Annotated in this window: 15 protein-coding genes; 14 read left to right on the top strand and 1 reads right to left on the bottom strand. The window is 70.3% G+C overall.

Annotated elements, in window-relative coordinates; translation table 11 throughout:
* The first annotated feature begins 72 nt into the window (after positions 1-72).
* Positions 73-1,578, top strand: coding sequence for an aspartate aminotransferase family protein (locus tag OG210_RS27670; protein WP_371539161.1), 1,506 nt, complete (start codon positions 73-75; stop codon positions 1,576-1,578).
* Positions 1,579-1,726: 148 nt separating this feature from the next.
* On the opposite strand, the gene bldD is transcribed toward OG210_RS27670, so the two are convergent.
* Positions 1,727-2,227 carry a transcriptional regulator BldD gene (gene bldD / locus OG210_RS27675; protein ID WP_014157378.1) on the bottom strand — a complete coding sequence of 167 codons (501 nt, stop codon included), beginning with the start codon at positions 2,225-2,227 and terminating at the stop codon, positions 1,727-1,729.
* Between the two features lie 217 nt (positions 2,228-2,444).
* Here bldD and pyrR point away from each other — a divergent pair, with 217 nt between their 5' ends.
* The 13 genes from pyrR to metK all read left to right on the top strand — a co-directional run bounded on the left by pyrR (position 2,445) and on the right by metK (position 17,018).
* Positions 2,445-3,113: a bifunctional pyr operon transcriptional regulator/uracil phosphoribosyltransferase PyrR gene (gene pyrR / locus OG210_RS27680; RefSeq protein WP_328324675.1), complete on the top strand. Its 669-nt coding sequence runs from the start codon at positions 2,445-2,447 to the stop codon at positions 3,111-3,113.
* 108 nt (positions 3,114-3,221) lie between these two features.
* Positions 3,222-4,199, top strand: coding sequence for an aspartate carbamoyltransferase catalytic subunit (locus OG210_RS27685; RefSeq protein WP_328324673.1), 978 nt, complete (start codon positions 3,222-3,224; stop codon positions 4,197-4,199).
* 2 nt (positions 4,200-4,201) lie between these two features.
* A complete protein-coding gene (locus OG210_RS27690; protein ID WP_371539169.1) occupies positions 4,202-5,488 on the top strand; it encodes a dihydroorotase in 1,287 nt (428 codons plus the stop codon).
* Complete coding sequence (locus tag OG210_RS27695) at positions 5,485-6,123, top strand: hypothetical protein (RefSeq protein ID WP_371539172.1); 639 nt, start codon at positions 5,485-5,487, stop codon at positions 6,121-6,123. Before OG210_RS27690 ends, OG210_RS27695 begins: the two co-directional genes overlap by 4 nt.
* On the top strand, positions 6,120-7,271 hold the full coding sequence (gene carA, locus OG210_RS27700; protein WP_328324668.1) for a glutamine-hydrolyzing carbamoyl-phosphate synthase small subunit: 1,152 nt from the start codon (positions 6,120-6,122) through the stop codon (positions 7,269-7,271). The genes OG210_RS27695 and carA overlap by 4 nt, the downstream gene beginning before the upstream one ends.
* Positions 7,264-10,575 (top strand): carbamoyl-phosphate synthase large subunit, encoded by a 3,312-nt coding sequence (gene carB, locus OG210_RS27705; RefSeq protein ID WP_328324666.1) that lies wholly within the window; start codon positions 7,264-7,266, stop codon positions 10,573-10,575. The genes carA and carB overlap by 8 nt, the downstream gene beginning before the upstream one ends.
* Positions 10,576-10,670: 95 nt before the next feature.
* Positions 10,671-11,777 carry a quinone-dependent dihydroorotate dehydrogenase gene (locus OG210_RS27710; RefSeq protein WP_371539175.1) on the top strand — a complete coding sequence of 369 codons (1,107 nt, stop codon included), beginning with the start codon at positions 10,671-10,673 and terminating at the stop codon, positions 11,775-11,777.
* A complete protein-coding gene (gene pyrF / locus OG210_RS27715) occupies positions 11,774-12,622 on the top strand; it encodes an orotidine-5'-phosphate decarboxylase (RefSeq protein WP_328324662.1) in 849 nt (282 codons plus the stop codon). The genes OG210_RS27710 and pyrF overlap by 4 nt, the downstream gene beginning before the upstream one ends.
* 315 nt (positions 12,623-12,937) lie before the next feature.
* The gene (locus OG210_RS27720; RefSeq protein ID WP_266858973.1) at positions 12,938-13,261 is read left to right on the top strand and encodes an integration host factor; all 324 of its coding nucleotides are present in this window, start codon (positions 12,938-12,940) and stop codon (positions 13,259-13,261) included.
* A 38-nt stretch (positions 13,262-13,299) separates the two neighbouring features.
* Positions 13,300-13,893, top strand: a complete 594-nt coding sequence (gene gmk / locus OG210_RS27725; RefSeq protein WP_328324660.1) for a guanylate kinase — start codon at positions 13,300-13,302, stop codon at positions 13,891-13,893.
* A gap of 25 nt (positions 13,894-13,918) precedes the next feature.
* Entirely contained in the window at positions 13,919-14,191 is a 273-nt protein-coding gene (gene rpoZ / locus OG210_RS27730; protein ID WP_003970369.1) for a DNA-directed RNA polymerase subunit omega, read from the top strand.
* A gap of 157 nt (positions 14,192-14,348) precedes the next feature.
* Entirely contained in the window at positions 14,349-15,560 is a 1,212-nt protein-coding gene (gene coaBC / locus OG210_RS27735) for a bifunctional phosphopantothenoylcysteine decarboxylase/phosphopantothenate--cysteine ligase CoaBC (protein ID WP_371539185.1), read from the top strand.
* Positions 15,561-15,800: 240 nt separating this feature from the next.
* Complete coding sequence (metK, locus tag OG210_RS27740) at positions 15,801-17,018, top strand: methionine adenosyltransferase (protein WP_328324656.1); 1,218 nt, start codon at positions 15,801-15,803, stop codon at positions 17,016-17,018.
* Positions 17,019-17,036 lie beyond the last annotated feature (18 nt).

Genomic DNA, 17,036 nt, shown 5'->3' on the forward strand with positions numbered 1-17,036 from the left:
CCGGAGCGGAAGATGAACAATCTTCTGCTCCGGGCCTGGTGCGTTCCGCGGGCCGTGGCCTAGGTTGCGCGCATGGCTGACCCCGGTGAATTGACCAGCGAGCCAGGCCCCGCAGGGACCGGTTCGTACGCGCCCGCCGACCGGCGCATCCTCGACAGGCTCGGCGCCCTGCGCGCGGCCGATCTGCCCGTCAGGGGCGGACACACCATGGCGTACGTCTACGACTCGGGCCTGCCGGGCATCGAGGAGCTGGCCAACGCGGCGGCCGCCGCTTTCGCGGGCGTCAACGGCCTCGACATGACGGCCTTCCCCAGTGTGGTCTCCCTGGAGAACGACATCGTGGCGCGCACCGCCCGGCTGCTCGGCGGCGGTCCGGACACCGCGGGCACCTTCACCAGCGGCGGTACGGAGAGCTGTCTGCTCGCCGTCCTCACCGCGCGCGAACACGCGCTGCGCACCCGTGGCGTCACCGAACCCGAACTGGTGCTGCCCGAGACCGCGCACGCGGCCTTCCACAAAGCCGCCGCGCTCTTCGGGCTCAGGACCGTGGTGGTCCCGGTGGACCCGCTGACCTACCGGGTGCGCGCCACCGACCTCGCGGCCGCAATCACCGACCGCACCGCGCTTGTGGTGGTCTCCGCGCCCTCGTATGCGCACGGGGTGATCGACCCGGTCGCGGAAGCCGCCGCCGAGGCGGCCCGGCACGGCGTGCTCTGCCATGTCGACGCATGCATCGGCGGCTGGTACCTGGGTCATCTGCGGCTCGGCGCCGACGCACCGGCGCTGCCGCCGTTCGACCTCGCCGTGCCCGGGGTCACCTCACTCTCGGTCGACCTGCACAAGTACGGCTACACGGCCAAGGGCGCGTCGGTCCTGCTGTTCAGGGACGCCGAACTCCGCAGGCACGGCTGGTTCGCGCATGCCTCGTGGCCCGGTTACCCGGTGGTCAACGCCACCCTCCAGGGCACCAAAGCGGCCGGGCCGCTGGCTGCCGCCTGGGCGGTGCTGGAGCGGATCGGTACCGACGGGTACACGGCGCTGTCGCTGCGCGTCCACGGGGCGGTGACGGCGCTCGTGGCGGGCATCGGCGACATCGACGGGCTCCGGGTGCTCGGCAGCCCGGACTCCTCGCTGCTCGCGATCGCCGCCGACGGGCCGGGCATCGACCCGTTCGTGGTGGCGGACGAGATGCGCGGGCTGGGCTGGTACGTACAGCCGCAGCCCGCCTTCGCGGGCTCACCGGCCAATCTGCATCTCACCGTGACGGCGGCGATGGCGGGGGAGGAGACCGTACGGAAGCTTCTCACCGCGCTGACCTGCGCGGTCGCCGCGGCCGCGCTCACCGGGCCGGCCGAGGCCGGTCCCGCGCTGCTCACGGCTGCCACGGCACTCGACCCGGAGACCCTCACCCCCGAGGAGGCGGCGCTCGCGGTCGACTTCGCCGGAGTGGGGAAGCAGGGGGAGCTGCCCGAGCGGATGGCGCCCGTCCTCGCGGTGCTCCAGGCGCTCCCGCCGAAGCTCGCCGAACGGCTGCTGCCCGAACTCGTCGGCCGGCTCTACCGGCCCACGGGGGACTGACGGCAGGGCACTGACGGCGGGGACCGGCGGCGGGGGCTGATGACGGGCCGACCGCCACGGGAGCCGGAGAGCCGAAAGGCGGCCACCGGCATATGCGGGGCCGCCCTTCGGACGAGACGTTTCTTCTGTTGAACGATCCGCGAGAGGCTCAGCCCTCGTCGTGCGCGACCGCGCGACGTGCGTCCGCGTCCAGCACGCCCCAGCTGATCAGCTGCTCGGTGAGCACCGAGGGGGACTGGTCGTAGATGACGGCGAGTGTGCGCAGGTCGTCCTGGCGGATCGACAGCACCTTGCCGTTGTAGTCGCCGCGCTGGCTCTGGATCGTGGCCGCGTAACGCTGGAGCGGCCCGGCCTTCTCCGGCGGGACGTGGGCGAGGCGCTCCAGGTCCAGGACGAGCTTCGGCGGCGGCTCGGCCGCTCCGCCCGGCGTCGTGCCCGGCAGCAGTTCCTGCACCGGAACCCCGTAGAAGTCCGCCAGCTCGGCGAGGCGCTGGACGGTCACGGCGCGGTCGCCACGCTCGTACGAACCGACCACTACGGCCTTCCACCGGCCCTGGGACTTCTCCTCGACACCGTGGAGGGAAAGGCCCTGCTGGGTGCGGATGGCACGGAGCTTGGCTCCGAGCTGTTTTGCGTATTCGCTGGACATATGGCTCCCCGGACGCTGAGATGCACTGCGGCTCCGCCGCGCGGCTGGTAACTCACTGTGAGGTTACGCAGCGTTACTTGGATGCGTCAAGCCGAATGGTCCGGACCGCCCCCGGACCTGGGCGGGAACGCCCGGTGCGCCCCTGGTACGGTGGCTGTTGTAATTCCGGCGTCCTTTAAGGTCCGTCCCGTGAGGCGGAGAAGGAGGTCCGTTTCATATGGACACCAGCAGTGCAAGTTCAGCCAATACAAGTTCAGCCAGTGCGGGTTCAGCCAGTGCCGAATCGAACAGTGCCGGCTCGGGCAGTGGCTCCGCCGACAGCGGTGGTTCCGGCGCGCGCCCCGTTCTGGAGGCCCCGGACATCGCTCGGGTACTGACCCGTATCGCTCACGAGATCGTCGAACGCGCCAAGGGCGCCGAAGACGTCGTGCTCCTCGGCATTCCGACCCGCGGTGTGTTCCTGGCCCGCAGGCTCGCGGCCAAGCTCGAAGAGATCACCGGCCGCACGATCCCGGTCGGCTCCCTGGACATCACCATGTACCGCGACGACCTGCGGATGCGGCCCGCCCGCGCGCTGGCCCGTACGGACATCCCCGCGGACGGCGTCGACGGACGCCTGGTGGTCCTCGTCGACGACGTGCTCTTCTCCGGCCGTACGATCCGTGCCGCGCTGGACGCCCTGGGCGACATCGGCCGCCCGCGCGCCGTGCAGCTCGCCGTCCTCGTCGACCGCGGCCACCGTGAACTCCCGATCCGCGCGGACTACGTCGGCAAGAACCTCCCCACGTCGCTGCGGGAGACGGTCAAGGTCCAGCTCGCCGAGGAGGACGGCCGCGACACGGTCCTGCTCGGTACCGAGCGGACCGCCCCGGCCGGCGGCCGTTAGCTCCTCATCCCGTACGGCCCGCGACCCGGGCCGCAGAGCTGTGCCCGCCCGCCTGCCACATGTCCGAATCCTGCGCGCCCTCCCCGCGAAAACATGGAGAACACCCAGATGAAGCGCCACCTCATCTCGGCCGCCGATCTCACCCGCGACGACGCCGTCCTGATCCTCGACACCGCCGAGGAGATGGCCCGGGTCGCCGACCGGCCGGTCAAGAAGCTTCCGACCCTGCGCGGCCGGACCGTCGTCAACCTCTTCTTCGAGGACTCGACCCGGACCCGTATCTCCTTCGAGGCCGCCGCCAAGCGTCTCTCCGCCGACGTCATCAACTTCTCCGCGAAGGGCTCGTCGGTCTCCAAGGGCGAGTCCCTCAAGGACACCGCGCTGACCCTGGAGGCGATGGGCGCCGACGCCGTCGTCATCCGGCACGGCTCGTCCGGGGCCCCGTACCGGCTCGCCACATCGGGCTGGATCGACGGCGCGGTCGTCAACGCCGGCGACGGCACTCACGAGCACCCCACCCAGGCGCTCCTCGACGCGTTCACCATGCGCCGCAGGCTGGTCGGGGCCGACACCGGCATAGGCCGCGACCTCGAAGGCCGCCGCATCACCATCGTCGGTGACGTGCTGCACAGCAGGGTCGCCCGGTCCAACGTCCATCTGCTGCACACCCTCGGCGCCCGGGTGACGCTGGTCGCGCCGCCCACCCTGGTGCCGATCGGCGTCGAGCACTGGCCCTGTGAGGTCTCGTACGACCTCGACCGGGTGCTCCCCGACTCCGACGCCGTCATGATGCTGCGCGTGCAGCGCGAGCGGATGAACGCGGCCTTCTTCCCCACCGAACGCGAGTACTCACGCCGCTACGGCCTGGACGGCGACCGCATGGCGCGGATGCCCGGCGACTCCATCGTCATGCACCCCGGACCGATGAACCGCGGGATGGAGATCACCGCCGACGTCGCCGACTCGGACCGCTGCACCGCCGTGGAGCAGGTCGCCAACGGCGTCTCGATCCGGATGGCCGTCCTCTATCTGCTGCTGGGCGGCTCAGAGCCCGCCACGACTTCCCGTACCGAGGAGAGCAAGTAATCATGAGCAAGACCCTGATCCGTGGTGCGAAGGTGCTCGGCGGCCTGCCGCAGGACGTCCTGATCGACGGCGAGACCGTCGCAGCGGTGGGCTCCGGCCTCTCCGCCGACGGCGCCGATGTCATCGAGGCGGACGGCCGGATCCTGCTGCCCGGCCTGGTCGACCTGCACACCCATCTGCGTGAGCCGGGCCGTGAGGACTCCGAGACCGTGCTGACCGGTACCAAGGCCGCCGCCGCCGGCGGCTTCACCGCCGTCCACGCCATGGCGAACACCTTCCCCGTCGCTGACACCGCCGGCGTGGTGGAGCAGGTCTGGCGCCTGGGCAAGGAGTCCGGCTACTGCGACGTGCAGCCCATCGGCGCCGTCACCGTCGGCCTGGCCGGCAAGCAGCTCGCCGAACTCGGTGCGATGCACGACTCCGCCGCGGCGGTCCGCGTCTTCTCCGACGACGGCAAGTGCGTGGACGACGCCGTGATCATGCGCCGCGCCCTGGAGTACGTGAAGGCCTTCGACGGCGTCGTGGCCCAGCACGCCCAGGAGCCCCGGCTCACCGAGGGCGCCCAGATGAACGAGGGCGCCGTCTCCTCCGAACTGGGGCTCGGCGGCTGGCCCGCCGTCGCCGAGGAGTCGATCATCGCCCGCGATGTGCTGCTCGCCGCCCACGTCGGCTCCCGGGTGCACATCTGCCACCTGTCGACAGCCGGTTCCGTGGAGATCGTCCGCTGGGCCAAGTCCAAGGGCTGGAACGTCACCGCCGAGGTGACCCCGCACCACCTCCTCCTCACCGACGAGCTCGTCCGTACGTACAACCCCGTCTACAAGGTCAACCCGCCGCTGCGCACCGAGGCCGATGTGATGGCCCTGCGCGAGGCGCTCGCCGACGGCACGATCGACTGCGTCGCCACCGACCACGCCCCGCACCCGCACGAGGACAAGGACTGCGAGTGGGCCGCCGCCGCCATGGGGATGGTGGGCCTGGAGACCGCGCTCTCCGTCGTCCAGCAGACGATGGTCGACACCGGGCTCGTCGACTGGGAGACCGTCGCCGACCGGATGTCCTTCCGCCCCGCTGCCATCGGCCGCCTCGCGGGCCACGGCCGGCCGATCGCCGCCGGTGAGCCCGCGAACCTCACGCTGGTCGACGCGGCTTACCGTGGTGAGGTGGACCCCGCGGGCTTCGCCTCCCGCAGCCGCAACACCCCGTACGAGGGCCGTGAGCTGCCGGGACGCGTCACCCACACCTTCCTGCGGGGCAGGGCAACGGTCGTGGACGGGGAGCTGGCGTGACACCTCTCATCAATCTTCACCTCGCAGCGGAGCAGAAGTCGGCGGACGTCACCGACTGGTCGGGCCGCATCGGCTGGATCGTCGGCCTGCTGCTCTTCGTCGCGCTCGTCTACTGGCTGATGCGCGAGGGGTGGAAGTGGCGCGGGACGCTCCAGAGCGACCTGCCCGAGCTGCCCACAGTGCCGGACGCGCCCGGCCCCGCCAGACTGGAGATGAGCGGCCGCTACCACGGCTCGACCACGGCCGGGCAGTGGCTCGACCGGATCGTCGCGCAGGGCCTGGGCACCCGTAGCAAGGCCGAGGTGACGCTCACGGACGAGGGTGTGGACGTCGTACGCCCCGGGGCGAGCGACTTCTTCATCCCGGCGGCGCAGCTCCGCGAGGCCCGGCTCGACAAGGGCATCGCGGGCAAGGTCCTCACCGAGGGCGGCCTGCTGATCATCACCTGGCAGCACGGAGACAAGCTCATCGACTCCGGTTTCCGCTCCGACCGGGCAGCGGAACAGGCCGCCTGGGTCGAGGCCGTCAACGCCATGAGCCACCCGGCGGGCAGCACCACTCCCACTGACAGCGCCAGCACCAGCACCACCAGCACCACGCACCACCCGATCACGACGGAAGGCACCGCACGATGACGATCTCCAGCCCGGGGAACGCCCCGGAGAGGAAAGCGGCATCCCCCGCCGTACTCGTCCTGGAGGACGGCCGGTTCTTCCATGGCCGCTCCTACGGGGCCACCGGGGAGACCTTCGGTGAAGCGGTGTTCAACACCGGGATGACCGGTTACCAGGAAACCCTCACCGACCCCTCCTACCACCGCCAGGTCGTCGTGATGACCGCCCCGCACGTGGGCAACACCGGCGTCAACGACGAGGACGACGAGTCCGCGAAGATCTGGGTCGCCGGCTACGTCGTACGCGACCCCGCCCGTATCCCGTCCAACTGGCGCTCACGCCGCTCCCTCGACGACGAGCTGGTGAAGCAGGGCATTGTCGGCATCAGCGGCATCGACACCCGGGCCCTCACCCGGCATCTGCGCGAGCGCGGCGCGATGCGCGTCGGCATCTTCTCCGGCAACGCGGTCTCCGACGAGGGCATGCTCCTCGCCAAGGTCCGGCAGGCGCCCGAGATGAGCGGCGCCGACCTCTCCGCCGAGGTCGCCACCACCGAGGCGTACGTGGTCCCGGCCGTCGGCGAGAAGAAGTTCACCGTCGCCGCCATCGACCTCGGCATCAAGGGCATGACCCCGCACCGGATGGCCGAGCGCGGCATCGAGGTGCACGTCCTGCCCGCGACCGCCACCGCCGACGACGTGTACGCGGTCGCCCCCGACGGAGTGTTCCTCTCCAACGGCCCCGGCGACCCCGCCACCGCCGACCTGACCGTCATCAAGGCCGTCCTGGAGCGGAAGACCCCGCTCTTCGGCATCTGCTTCGGCAACCAGCTGCTCGGCCGCTCGCTGGGCTTCGGCACCTACAAGCTCAAGTACGGCCACCGCGGCATCAACCAGCCCGTGCAGGACCGTACGACCGGCAAGGTCGAGGTCACCGCGCACAACCACGGCTTCGCCGTCGACGCGCCGCTCGACCAGGTCTCCGACACGCCCTACGGCCGCGCCGAGGTCTCCCACGTCTGTCTCAACGACAACGTGGTCGAAGGACTCCAGCTGCTCGACCAGCCGGCCTTCAGCGTCCAGTACCACCCCGAAGCAGCCGCAGGCCCGCACGACGCCGCGTACCTCTTCGATCGCTTCGTATCTCTGATGGAGGGCCAGCGTGCCTAAGCGCACCGATATCCAGTCCGTCCTGGTCATCGGGTCCGGGCCGATCGTCATCGGCCAGGCCGCCGAGTTCGACTACTCCGGTACCCAGGCCTGCCGGGTCCTCAAGTCCGAGGGCCTGCGGGTCATCCTGGTCAACTCCAACCCGGCCACGATCATGACCGACCCGGAGATCGCCGACGCCACCTACGTCGAGCCGATCACCCCGGAGTTCGTCGAGAAGATCATCGCGAAGGAGCGCCCGGACGCCCTGCTGCCGACCCTCGGCGGGCAGACCGCGCTCAACACCGCCATCTCGATGCACGAGAAGGGCGTCCTGGAGAAGTACGGCGTCGAGCTGATCGGCGCCAACGTCGAGGCGATCAACAAGGGCGAGGACCGCGACCTCTTCAAGGGCGTCGTGGAGGCCGTGCGCGCGAAGATCGGGCACGGTGAGTCCGCCCGCTCGGTCATCTGCCACTCGATGGACGACGTCATCAACGGCGTCGGCGAACTCGGCGGCTACCCGGTCGTCGTCCGCCCCTCCTTCACCATGGGCGGCGCCGGTTCCGGCTTCGCGCACAACGAGGAGGAGCTGCGCCGGATCGCCGGCCAGGGCCTCATGCTCTCGCCGACCACCGAGGTGCTCCTGGAGGAGTCCATCCTCGGCTGGAAGGAGTACGAGCTGGAGCTGATGCGCGACAAGCACGACAACGTCGTGGTCGTCTGCTCCATCGAGAACTTCGACCCGATGGGCGTGCACACCGGCGACTCGATCACCGTCGCCCCGGCGATGACGCTCACCGACCGCGAGTACCAGCGGCTGCGCGACATCGGCATCGCGATCATCCGTGAGGTGGGCGTCGACACCGGTGGCTGCAACATCCAGTTCGCCGTCAACCCCGACGACGGCCGGATCATCGTCATCGAGATGAACCCGCGGGTCTCGCGCTCGTCCGCGCTGGCATCCAAGGCGACCGGATTCCCGATCGCGAAGATCGCGGCCCGGCTCGCCGTCGGCTACACGCTGGACGAGATCCCCAACGACATCACGGAGAAGACCCCGGCCTCCTTCGAGCCGACGCTCGACTACGTCGTCGTGAAGGTGCCGCGGTTCGCCTTCGAGAAGTTCCCGGCCGCCGACGCCACCCTCACCACCACCATGAAGTCGGTGGGCGAGGCCATGGCGATCGGCCGCAACTTCTCCGAGGCGCTCAACAAGGCGCTGCGCTCGCTGGAGAAGAAGGGCTCGCAGTTCACCTTCGTGGGCGACCCCGGCGACAAGGCCGAGCTCCTGGAGACCGCCAAGGTCCCCACCGACGGCCGGATCAACACCGTCATGCAGGCCATGCGGGCCGGCGCGACCCCGGCCGAGGTCTTCGACGCCACGAAGATCGACCCGTGGTTCGTCGACCAGCTGTTCCTGATCCTGGAGCACGCCGACGAGCTCGCCGCCGCCGAGAAGCTGGACCCCCAGCTGCTCGCCGACGCCAAGCGCCACGGCTTCTCCGACGCCCAGATCGCCGGGATCCGGGGTCTGCGCGAGGACGTCGTACGCGAGGTGCGGCACGCGCTGGGGGTGCGCCCGGTCTACAAGACGGTCGACACCTGCGCCGCCGAGTTCGCCGCGAAGACCCCGTACTTCTACTCCTCGTACGATGAGGAGAGCGAAGTCGCACCGCGCGAGAAGCCCGCCGTGATCATCCTCGGCTCGGGCCCCAACCGCATCGGCCAGGGCATCGAGTTCGACTACTCCTGTGTCCACGCCTCCTTCGCGCTCAGCGACGCGGGCTACGAGACGGTGATGGTCAACTGCAACCCGGAGACGGTCTCCACCGACTACGACACCTCCGACCGGCTCTACTTCGAGCCGCTCACCCTGGAGGACGTGCTGGAGATCGTGCACGCCGAGACGCTGGCCGGACCCGTCGCCGGTGTCATCGTCCAGCTGGGCGGCCAGACCCCGCTGGGCCTGGCACAGGCGCTCAAGGACAACGGCGTGCCGGTCGTCGGCACACCCCCCGAGGCGATCCACGCCGCCGAGGACCGCGGCGCGTTCGGCCGGGTCCTCGCCGAGGCCGGACTGCCCGCGCCCAAGCACGGCACCGCCACCACCTTCGACGAGGCCAAGGCCATCGCCGACGAGATCGGCTACCCGGTCCTGGTCCGCCCCTCGTACGTGCTCGGCGGCCGCGGCATGGAGATCGTGTACGACGAGACCCGCCTCTCCTCGTACATCGAGGAGTCGACCGAGATCAGCCCCACCCGCCCGGTGCTGGTCGACCGCTTCCTCGACGACGCGATCGAGATCGACGTCGACGCGCTCTACGACGGCACCGAGCTCTACCTCGGCGGCGTCATGGAGCACATCGAGGAAGCCGGGATCCACTCCGGCGACTCCGCCTGCGCGCTGCCCCCGATCACCCTCGGCGGCTTCGACATCAAGCGGCTGCGCATCTCCACCGAGGCCATCGCCAAGGGCGTCGGCGTCCGCGGACTGATCAACATCCAGTTCGCGCTGGCCGGCGACATCCTCTACGTCCTGGAGGCCAACCCGCGCGCCTCCCGTACCGTGCCCTTCACCTCGAAGGCCACCGCGGTCCCGCTGGCCAAGGCCGCGGCCCGCATCTCGCTCGGCGCGACCGTCGCCGAGCTGCGCGCCGAGGGCATGCTCCCGGCGGCCGGCGACGGCGGCACCCTGCCGCAGGACGCGCCGATCTCCGTCAAGGAGGCCGTGATGCCGTGGTCGCGCTTCCGCGACATGCACGGACGCGGCGTCGACACCGTCCTCGGCCCGGAGATGCGCTCCACCGGCGAGGTCATGGGCATCGACTCGGTCTTCGGCACCGCATACGCGAAGTCGCAGGCCGGGGCGTACGGGCCGCTGCCCACCAAGGGCCGCGCGTTCATCTCGGTCGCCAACCGGGACAAGCGCTCGATGATCTTCCCGGCCCGTGAGCTGGTCGCGCACGGCTTCGAGCTGCTCGCCACCTCCGGTACCGCCGAGGTGCTGCGCCGCAACGGCATCAACGCCACCGTGGTCCGCAAGCTCAGCGAGGGCGAGGGCCCGGCCGGTGAGCGGACCATCGTCCAGCTCATCCACGACGGGGAGGTCGACCTCATCGTCAACACCCCGTACGGCACCGGCGGCAGGCTCGACGGCTACGAGATCCGCACCGCGGCCGTGGCCCGCTCGGTGCCCTGCCTCACCACGGTCCAGGCGCTCGCCGCGGCCGTCCAGGGCATCGACGCACTCAACGGCGGCGACGTCGGCGTCCGCTCCCTCCAGGAACACGCGCGCCATCTGACCGCCGCACGCGAGGTCTAGGCCCACGAGGGGGACACCGGGAACGGTGTCCCCCTCTTCATGAGCTCCCCCCGTTCGTGAGTTCCCGCCCGGGGGCTCGTCATGAGGAAAGCCGGATGTACAAACTCTTCTTCGACCTGGTCTTCAAGCGGATGGACCCCGAGGCCGCCCACCACCTGGCCTTCCGCTGGATCCGCACCGCGGTGCGGATCCCGGTGCTGCGCACGTTCGCGGCCGCCGCGCTCGCCCCCCGCCACCAGGAGCTGCGTACGGAGGCCTTCGGCCTGCGGATGCACGGCCCCTTCGGCCTCGCCGCCGGCTTCGACAAGAACGCGGTCGCCATCGACGGCATGACCATGCTCGGCTTCGACCACGTCGAGATCGGCACGGTCACCGCGCAGCCGCAGCCCGGCAACCCCAGGAAGCGGCTCTTCCGCCTGGTGGCGGACCGCGCGCTCATCAACCGCATGGGCTTCAACAACGAGGGCTCCGGCGCCGTGGCGGCCCGTCTGGCGGCCCGCAACCCCGTCTTCAGGACCACCGTCGGCGTCAACATCGGCAAGACCAAGGTCGTCCCCGAGGAGGAAGCCGTCGGCGACTACGTCACGTCGACCGAGCGGCTGGCCCGCCACGCCGACTACCTGGTCGTCAACGTGTCGTCGCCGAACACCCCGGGCCTGCGGAACCTCCAGGCCACCGAAGCGCTGCGCCCCCTGCTGACCGCCGTGCGCGAGGCGGCCGACCGCACCGTCACGGAGCGGCGGGTCCCGCTCCTGGTGAAGATCGCCCCCGACCTGGCCGACGAGGACGTGGACGCCGTCGCCGACCTGGCGGTCGAACTGGGCCTGGACGGCATCATCGCCACCAACACCACCATCGCCCGCGACGGCGGCCTGCGGTCCGCCCCCGCGCTCACGGGGGAGACCGGCGGACTCTCGGGCGCACCGCTCAAGGAACGCTCCCTGGAGGTCCTGCGCCGTCTGTACGCGCGCGTGGGCGGCGACCTCACCCTGATCGGGGTCGGCGGCATCGAGACCGCCGAGGACGCCTGGCAGCGGATCCTGGCGGGGGCCACGCTGGTCCAGGGTTACAGCGCCTTCATCTACGAGGGCCCGTTCTGGGCCCGCGCGGTGCACAAGGGCCTCGCGGCCCGGCTGCGCAACAGCCCGTACGCCACTCTCGCCGAAGCCGTCGGCGCCGACACCCGGAAGGTCACCCGATGACGCCCCAGCAGCCACTCGAACCGTTCGGCAGCAGGCTGCGCCGGGCGATGGACACCCGCGGGCCGCTCTGCGTCGGCATCGACCCGCACGCCTCCCTGCTGACCGCCTGGGGCCTCGGCGACGACATCGCCGGCCTGGAACGTTTCACGCGTACGGTCGTGGAGGCGCTGGCCGACCGGGTCGCGGTGCTCAAGCCGCAGTCCGCGTTCTTCGAGCGGTTCGGCTCGCGCGGCATCGCGGTCCTGGAGAAGGCCGTCGCCGAGGCACGTTCGGCCGGGGCCCTGGTGCTCATGGACGCGAAGCGCGGCGACATCGGCTCGACCATGGGCGCCTATGCCGCGACCTATCTGGACCAGGACTCGCCGCTCTTCTCGGACGCGGTGACCCTCTCGCCGTACCTCGGCTTCGGCTCGCTGCGGCCGGCCCTGGACGCGGCGGTGCTCAGCGGTGCGGGCGTCTTCGTCCTCGCGCTGACCTCCAACCCGGAGGGCGCCGAGGTCCAGCGGGCCACGGCACCCGACGGCCGGGCGCTCGCCCGGGTGATGCTCGACCACATGGCGGCCGAGAACGAGGGCGCCGACCCGCTCGGCCCGGTGGGCGCTGTCGTCGGTGCGACGCTCGGCGACCCGGGGGTACGCCTGGACATCAACGGCCCGCTGCTCGCCCCCGGCATCGGCGCCCAGGGCGCGACGCCCGCGGATCTGCCCCGGGTGTTCGGTTCGGCGGTCGGCAACGTGGTGCCGAGCGTCAGCCGGGGAGTCCTGCGCCACGGGCCCGATATCGCGGCCTTGCGCGATTCGGCCGCCCGGTTCGCCGACGAAGTGCGTACGGCGGTCGCCGGGTAGAGCGCGTCGGCCGGTCAGCGAGGTCCGGGGCCGGGCCGGGGGGGAAACCCCGGGCCGGGATCCCGGGGCGGTGCGGCGAGAATCAGCCAGTTCCGCGCCGGTGGGCCGAAAACCGGGGTGTTATGCCCTAAATATCCCGTCAGGCAAAGGCTGACCAGGACTTTTCGTCTGTTCTCGCTGACTGGAGCGGCCGTGGCCGCTAGTCTCCGTCGAGAGCCGACGTGCAATTCTCTTGCTCGTCGCTCCGCAGGTGTGGGGCGATCAGGTTCCTCACCGGTCCGTATCCGACAGTTCGACATCCGAGGTGACGTAGGCGTGGCTCTTCCGCCCCTTACCCCTGAACAGCGCGCAGCCGCGCTCGAAAAGGCCGCCGCGGCTCGCCGGGAGCGGGCCGAGGTCAAGAATCGACTCAAGCACTCCGGCGCCTCCCTGCACGAGGTCATCAAGCAGGGCCAGGAGAATGGCGTCATCGGGAAGATGAAGGTCTCCGCCCTCCTTGAGTCCCTGCCCGGTGTGGGCAAGGTCCGCGCCAAGCAGATCATGGAGCGGCTCGGCATCTCCGAGAGCCGCCGAGTGCGCGGTCTCGGCTCCAATCAGATCGCCTCTTTGGAGCGCGAGTTCGGTGGCGGCGCTGCCTGACGTCCCGGGCACCCCCGGGAAGCTGGAATAATCGCCGCATGGCTGCAACACCCCGGGGGACGACCCCCGTACCCCCGGACCCCAATCCGCGGTTGACCGTGCTCTCCGGCCCCTCCGGGGTCGGCAAGAGCACGGTCGTCGCCCATATGCGCAAGGTTCACCCCGAGGTCTGGCTCTCGGTGTCGGCGACGACCCGCAAGCCGCGCCCCGGTGAGCGCCACGGCGTCCACTACTTCTTCGTGGACGACGAGGAGTTCGACAAGCTCGTCGCCAACGGTGAGCTGCTGGAGTGGGCCGAATTCGCGGGCAATCGCTACGGCACCCCGCGCCGGGCCGTCCTGGACCGCCTGGAAGCGGGGGAGCCGGTGCTCCTGGAGATCGATCTTCAGGGCGCCCGGCTCGTACGGAATTCGATGCCCGAGGCCCAGCTGGTCTTCCTGGCACCGCCCAGCTGGGACGAGCTGGTCCGCCGGCTCACCGGGCGGGGGACCGAAGCGCCCGATGTCATCGAACGCAGGCTGGCGGCCGCGAAGATCGAACTGGCCGCGGAGCCGGAGTTCGATACGACTCTTGTCAATACCTCCGTCGAGGACGTGGCCCGCGAGCTGCTAGCCTTGGTCAAGGTTCTTTGATTTTCACTCCATCGGAAGGCAGAGAGTGTCCTCTTCCATCACCACGCCCGAGGGCATCATCAACCCGCCGATTGATGAGCTCCTTGAGGCAACCGACTCCAAGTACAGCCTTGTGATCTACGCCGCCAAGCGCGCGCGCCAGATCAACGCGTACTACTCGCAGCTCGGCGAAGGCCTGCTGGAGTACGTCGGTCCGCTGGTGGACACTCACGTCCACGAGAAGCCCCTCTCGATCGCGCTCCGCGAGATCAACGCGGGTCTGCTGACCTCCGAGGCCATCGAAGGCCCCGCGCAGTAACGCAGACAGTGATTTCTCTCACTGAGTTTTTTCACTTCGGGCCCGGCAGCACAGCTGCCGGGCCCGAAGTGTTTCCCGGGGTCCCCCGGACCGCCGCCCCGCCCGTGATGCAGCATGGGGGTGTACGAATCCGAATGCGGAGCGAAGCCGGGGAGACGTGGACGTGGCGGAGAAGCCGAAGGTCGTTCTGGGGGTCAGCGGAGGCATCGCCGCGTACAAGGCGTGCGAGGTGCTGCGCAGGCTGACCGAGTCCGGTCATGACGTACGGGTCGTGCCGACCGATTCCGCCCTCCACTTCGTCGGCGCCGCGACCTGGTCGGCGCTCTCCGGGCACCCGGTGTCCACCGAGGTCTGGTCCGACGTCCACGAGGTCCCGCACGTACGGATCGGGCAGGGCGCGGATCTGGTGCTGGTCGCCCCCGCCACTGCCGACCTGCTCGCGAAGGCCGCCCACGGGCTCGCCGACGACCTGCTCACCAACACGCTCCTCACGGCCAGATGCCCGGTGGTCTTCGCCCCGGCGATGCACACCGAGATGTGGGAGCACCCGGCCACCCAGGAGAACGTGGCGACACTGCGCCGCCGCGGCGCCGTCGTGATCGAGCCGGCTGTCGGGCGCCTCACCGGCGTGGACACCGGCAAGGGCAGGCTGCCCGACCCCGGCGAGATCTTCGAGACCTGCCGCCGGGTACTCACCCGCGGGACCGCGGAGCCGGACCTCGCGGGCCGCCATGTCGTCGTCAGCGCCGGCGGCACCCGTGAACCGCTCGACCCGGTCCGCTATCTGGGGAACCGCTCATCGGGCAAACAGGGGTACGCCCTGGCCCGTACGGCTGTCGCCCGCGGCGCCAGGGTGACCCTGATCGAGGCCAACACCGGACTGCCCGCACCGGCCGGGGCCGATGTGGTGCACGTGGGCACGGCGGTGCAGCTGCGGGAGGCTGTCCTGAAGGCCGCGGCCGACGCCGACGTGGTGGTCATGGCGGCAGCGGTGGCCGACTTCCGGCCCGCGGCCTACGCGCAGGGCAAGATCAAGAAGCGGGACGGCCAGGAGCCCGCGCCGATCGCACTGGTGCGTAATCCGGACATCCTCGCCGAGGTCTCCGCGGAGCGCGCCACGCCCGGACAGGTCGTCGTCGGATTCGCGGCGGAGACGGACGACGTCCTCTCCAACGGACGGCACAAGCTGCGGCGCAAGGGCTGTGATCTGCTCGTCGTCAACGAGGTCGGGGAGCACAAGACCTTCGGCTCCGAGGAGAACGAGGCGGTCGTCCTCGATGCCGGGGGCGGCGAGACCGCCGTGCCGCATGGCTCCAAGGAAGCTCTTGCCGATACCGTCTGGGATCTGGTGGTATCGCGCTTCGGATGAAAATCTGGTGTCATCCACCGGACCGGAGGAAGCCGGTGGTAGCCGCTTTCCACCCCATTTCGGCGGTCGTAAGGCCGTACCGCCAGTGCAGTGCCTCAGGTCACACGGCTCCCACGGAGCGAGACACGTGCCCCGTTGGCCGGAGGCGACCGATAAACTGGTCACGGAATGAGCCGGGCGCAGCCCCCGGCCCACTCCACCCATGATCAGCCAGCAGCCGCTGCAACCCCAGGGAGCGTTGTGTCCCGTCGTCTGTTCACCTCGGAATCTGTCACCGAGGGCCACCCTGACAAGATCGCTGACCAGATCAGCGACACGATTCTCGATGCGCTTCTGCGTGAGGACCCCGCTTCCCGTGTGGCAGTGGAGACACTGATCACCACGGGCCAGGTGCATGTGGCCGGTGAGGTCACCACGAAGGCGTACGCGCCGATCGCGCAGCTCGTGCGCGAGAAGATCCTGGAGATCGGTTACGACTCGTCGAAGAAGGGCTTCGACGGTGCCTCCTGTGGCGTGTCGGTGTCCATCGGGGCGCAGTCCCCCGACATCGCGCAGGGAGTCGACACCGCGTACGAGAAGCGGGTGGCCGCCGCCGGCACCGAGGACGACGACCTCGACAAGCAGGGCGCCGGCGACCAGGGCCTGATGTTCGGCTACGCGTGCGACGAGACGCCCGAGCTGATGCCGTTGCCCATCCACCTGGCCCACCGGCTCTCGCGCCGTCTCTCCGAGGTCCGCAAGAACGGGACCATCCCGTACCTGCGCCCCGACGGCAAGACCCAGGTCACCATCGAGTACGACGGTGACAAGGCGCTCCGGCTGGACACGGTCGTGGTCTCCTCGCAGCACGCGAGCGACATCGACCTGGACTCGCTGCTCGCACCCGACATCCGCGAGTTCGTCGTCGAGCACGTGCTGAAGCAGCTGATCGACGACGGCATCAAGCTGGACACCGAGGGCTACCGGCTGCTCGTCAACCCGACCGGCCGCTTCGAGATCGGCGGCCCGATGGGCGACGCCGGCCTGACCGGCCGCAAGATCATCATCGACACGTACGGCGGCATGGCCCGGCACGGCGGCGGCGCCTTCTCGGGCAAGGACCCGTCGAAGGTGGACCGCTCGGCGGCGTACGCGATGCGCTGGGTCGCGAAGAACGTGGTGGCCGCGGGCCTCGCCACCCGCTGCGAGGTCCAGGTCGCGTACGCGATCGGCAAGGCCGAGCCGGTGGGCCTGTTCGTCGAGACCTTCGGCACCGCAGCCACGGACGTCGAGAAGATCGAGCACGCCATCTCGGAGGTCTTCGACCTCCGCCCGGCCGCGATCATCCGCGACCTGGACCTGCTGCGCCCGATCTACGCCGAGACCGCCGCGTACGGCCACTTCGGCCGCGAGCTGCCGGACTTCACCTGGGAGCGCACCGACCGCGTGGACGCACTGCGCAAGGCGGCGGGGCTGTAGGGCCCGCCAGTCCCTGAC

It is taken from the genome of Streptomyces sp. NBC_00466 (genome assembly GCF_041433995.1).
Lineage (GTDB): Bacteria > Actinomycetota > Actinomycetes > Streptomycetales > Streptomycetaceae > Streptomyces.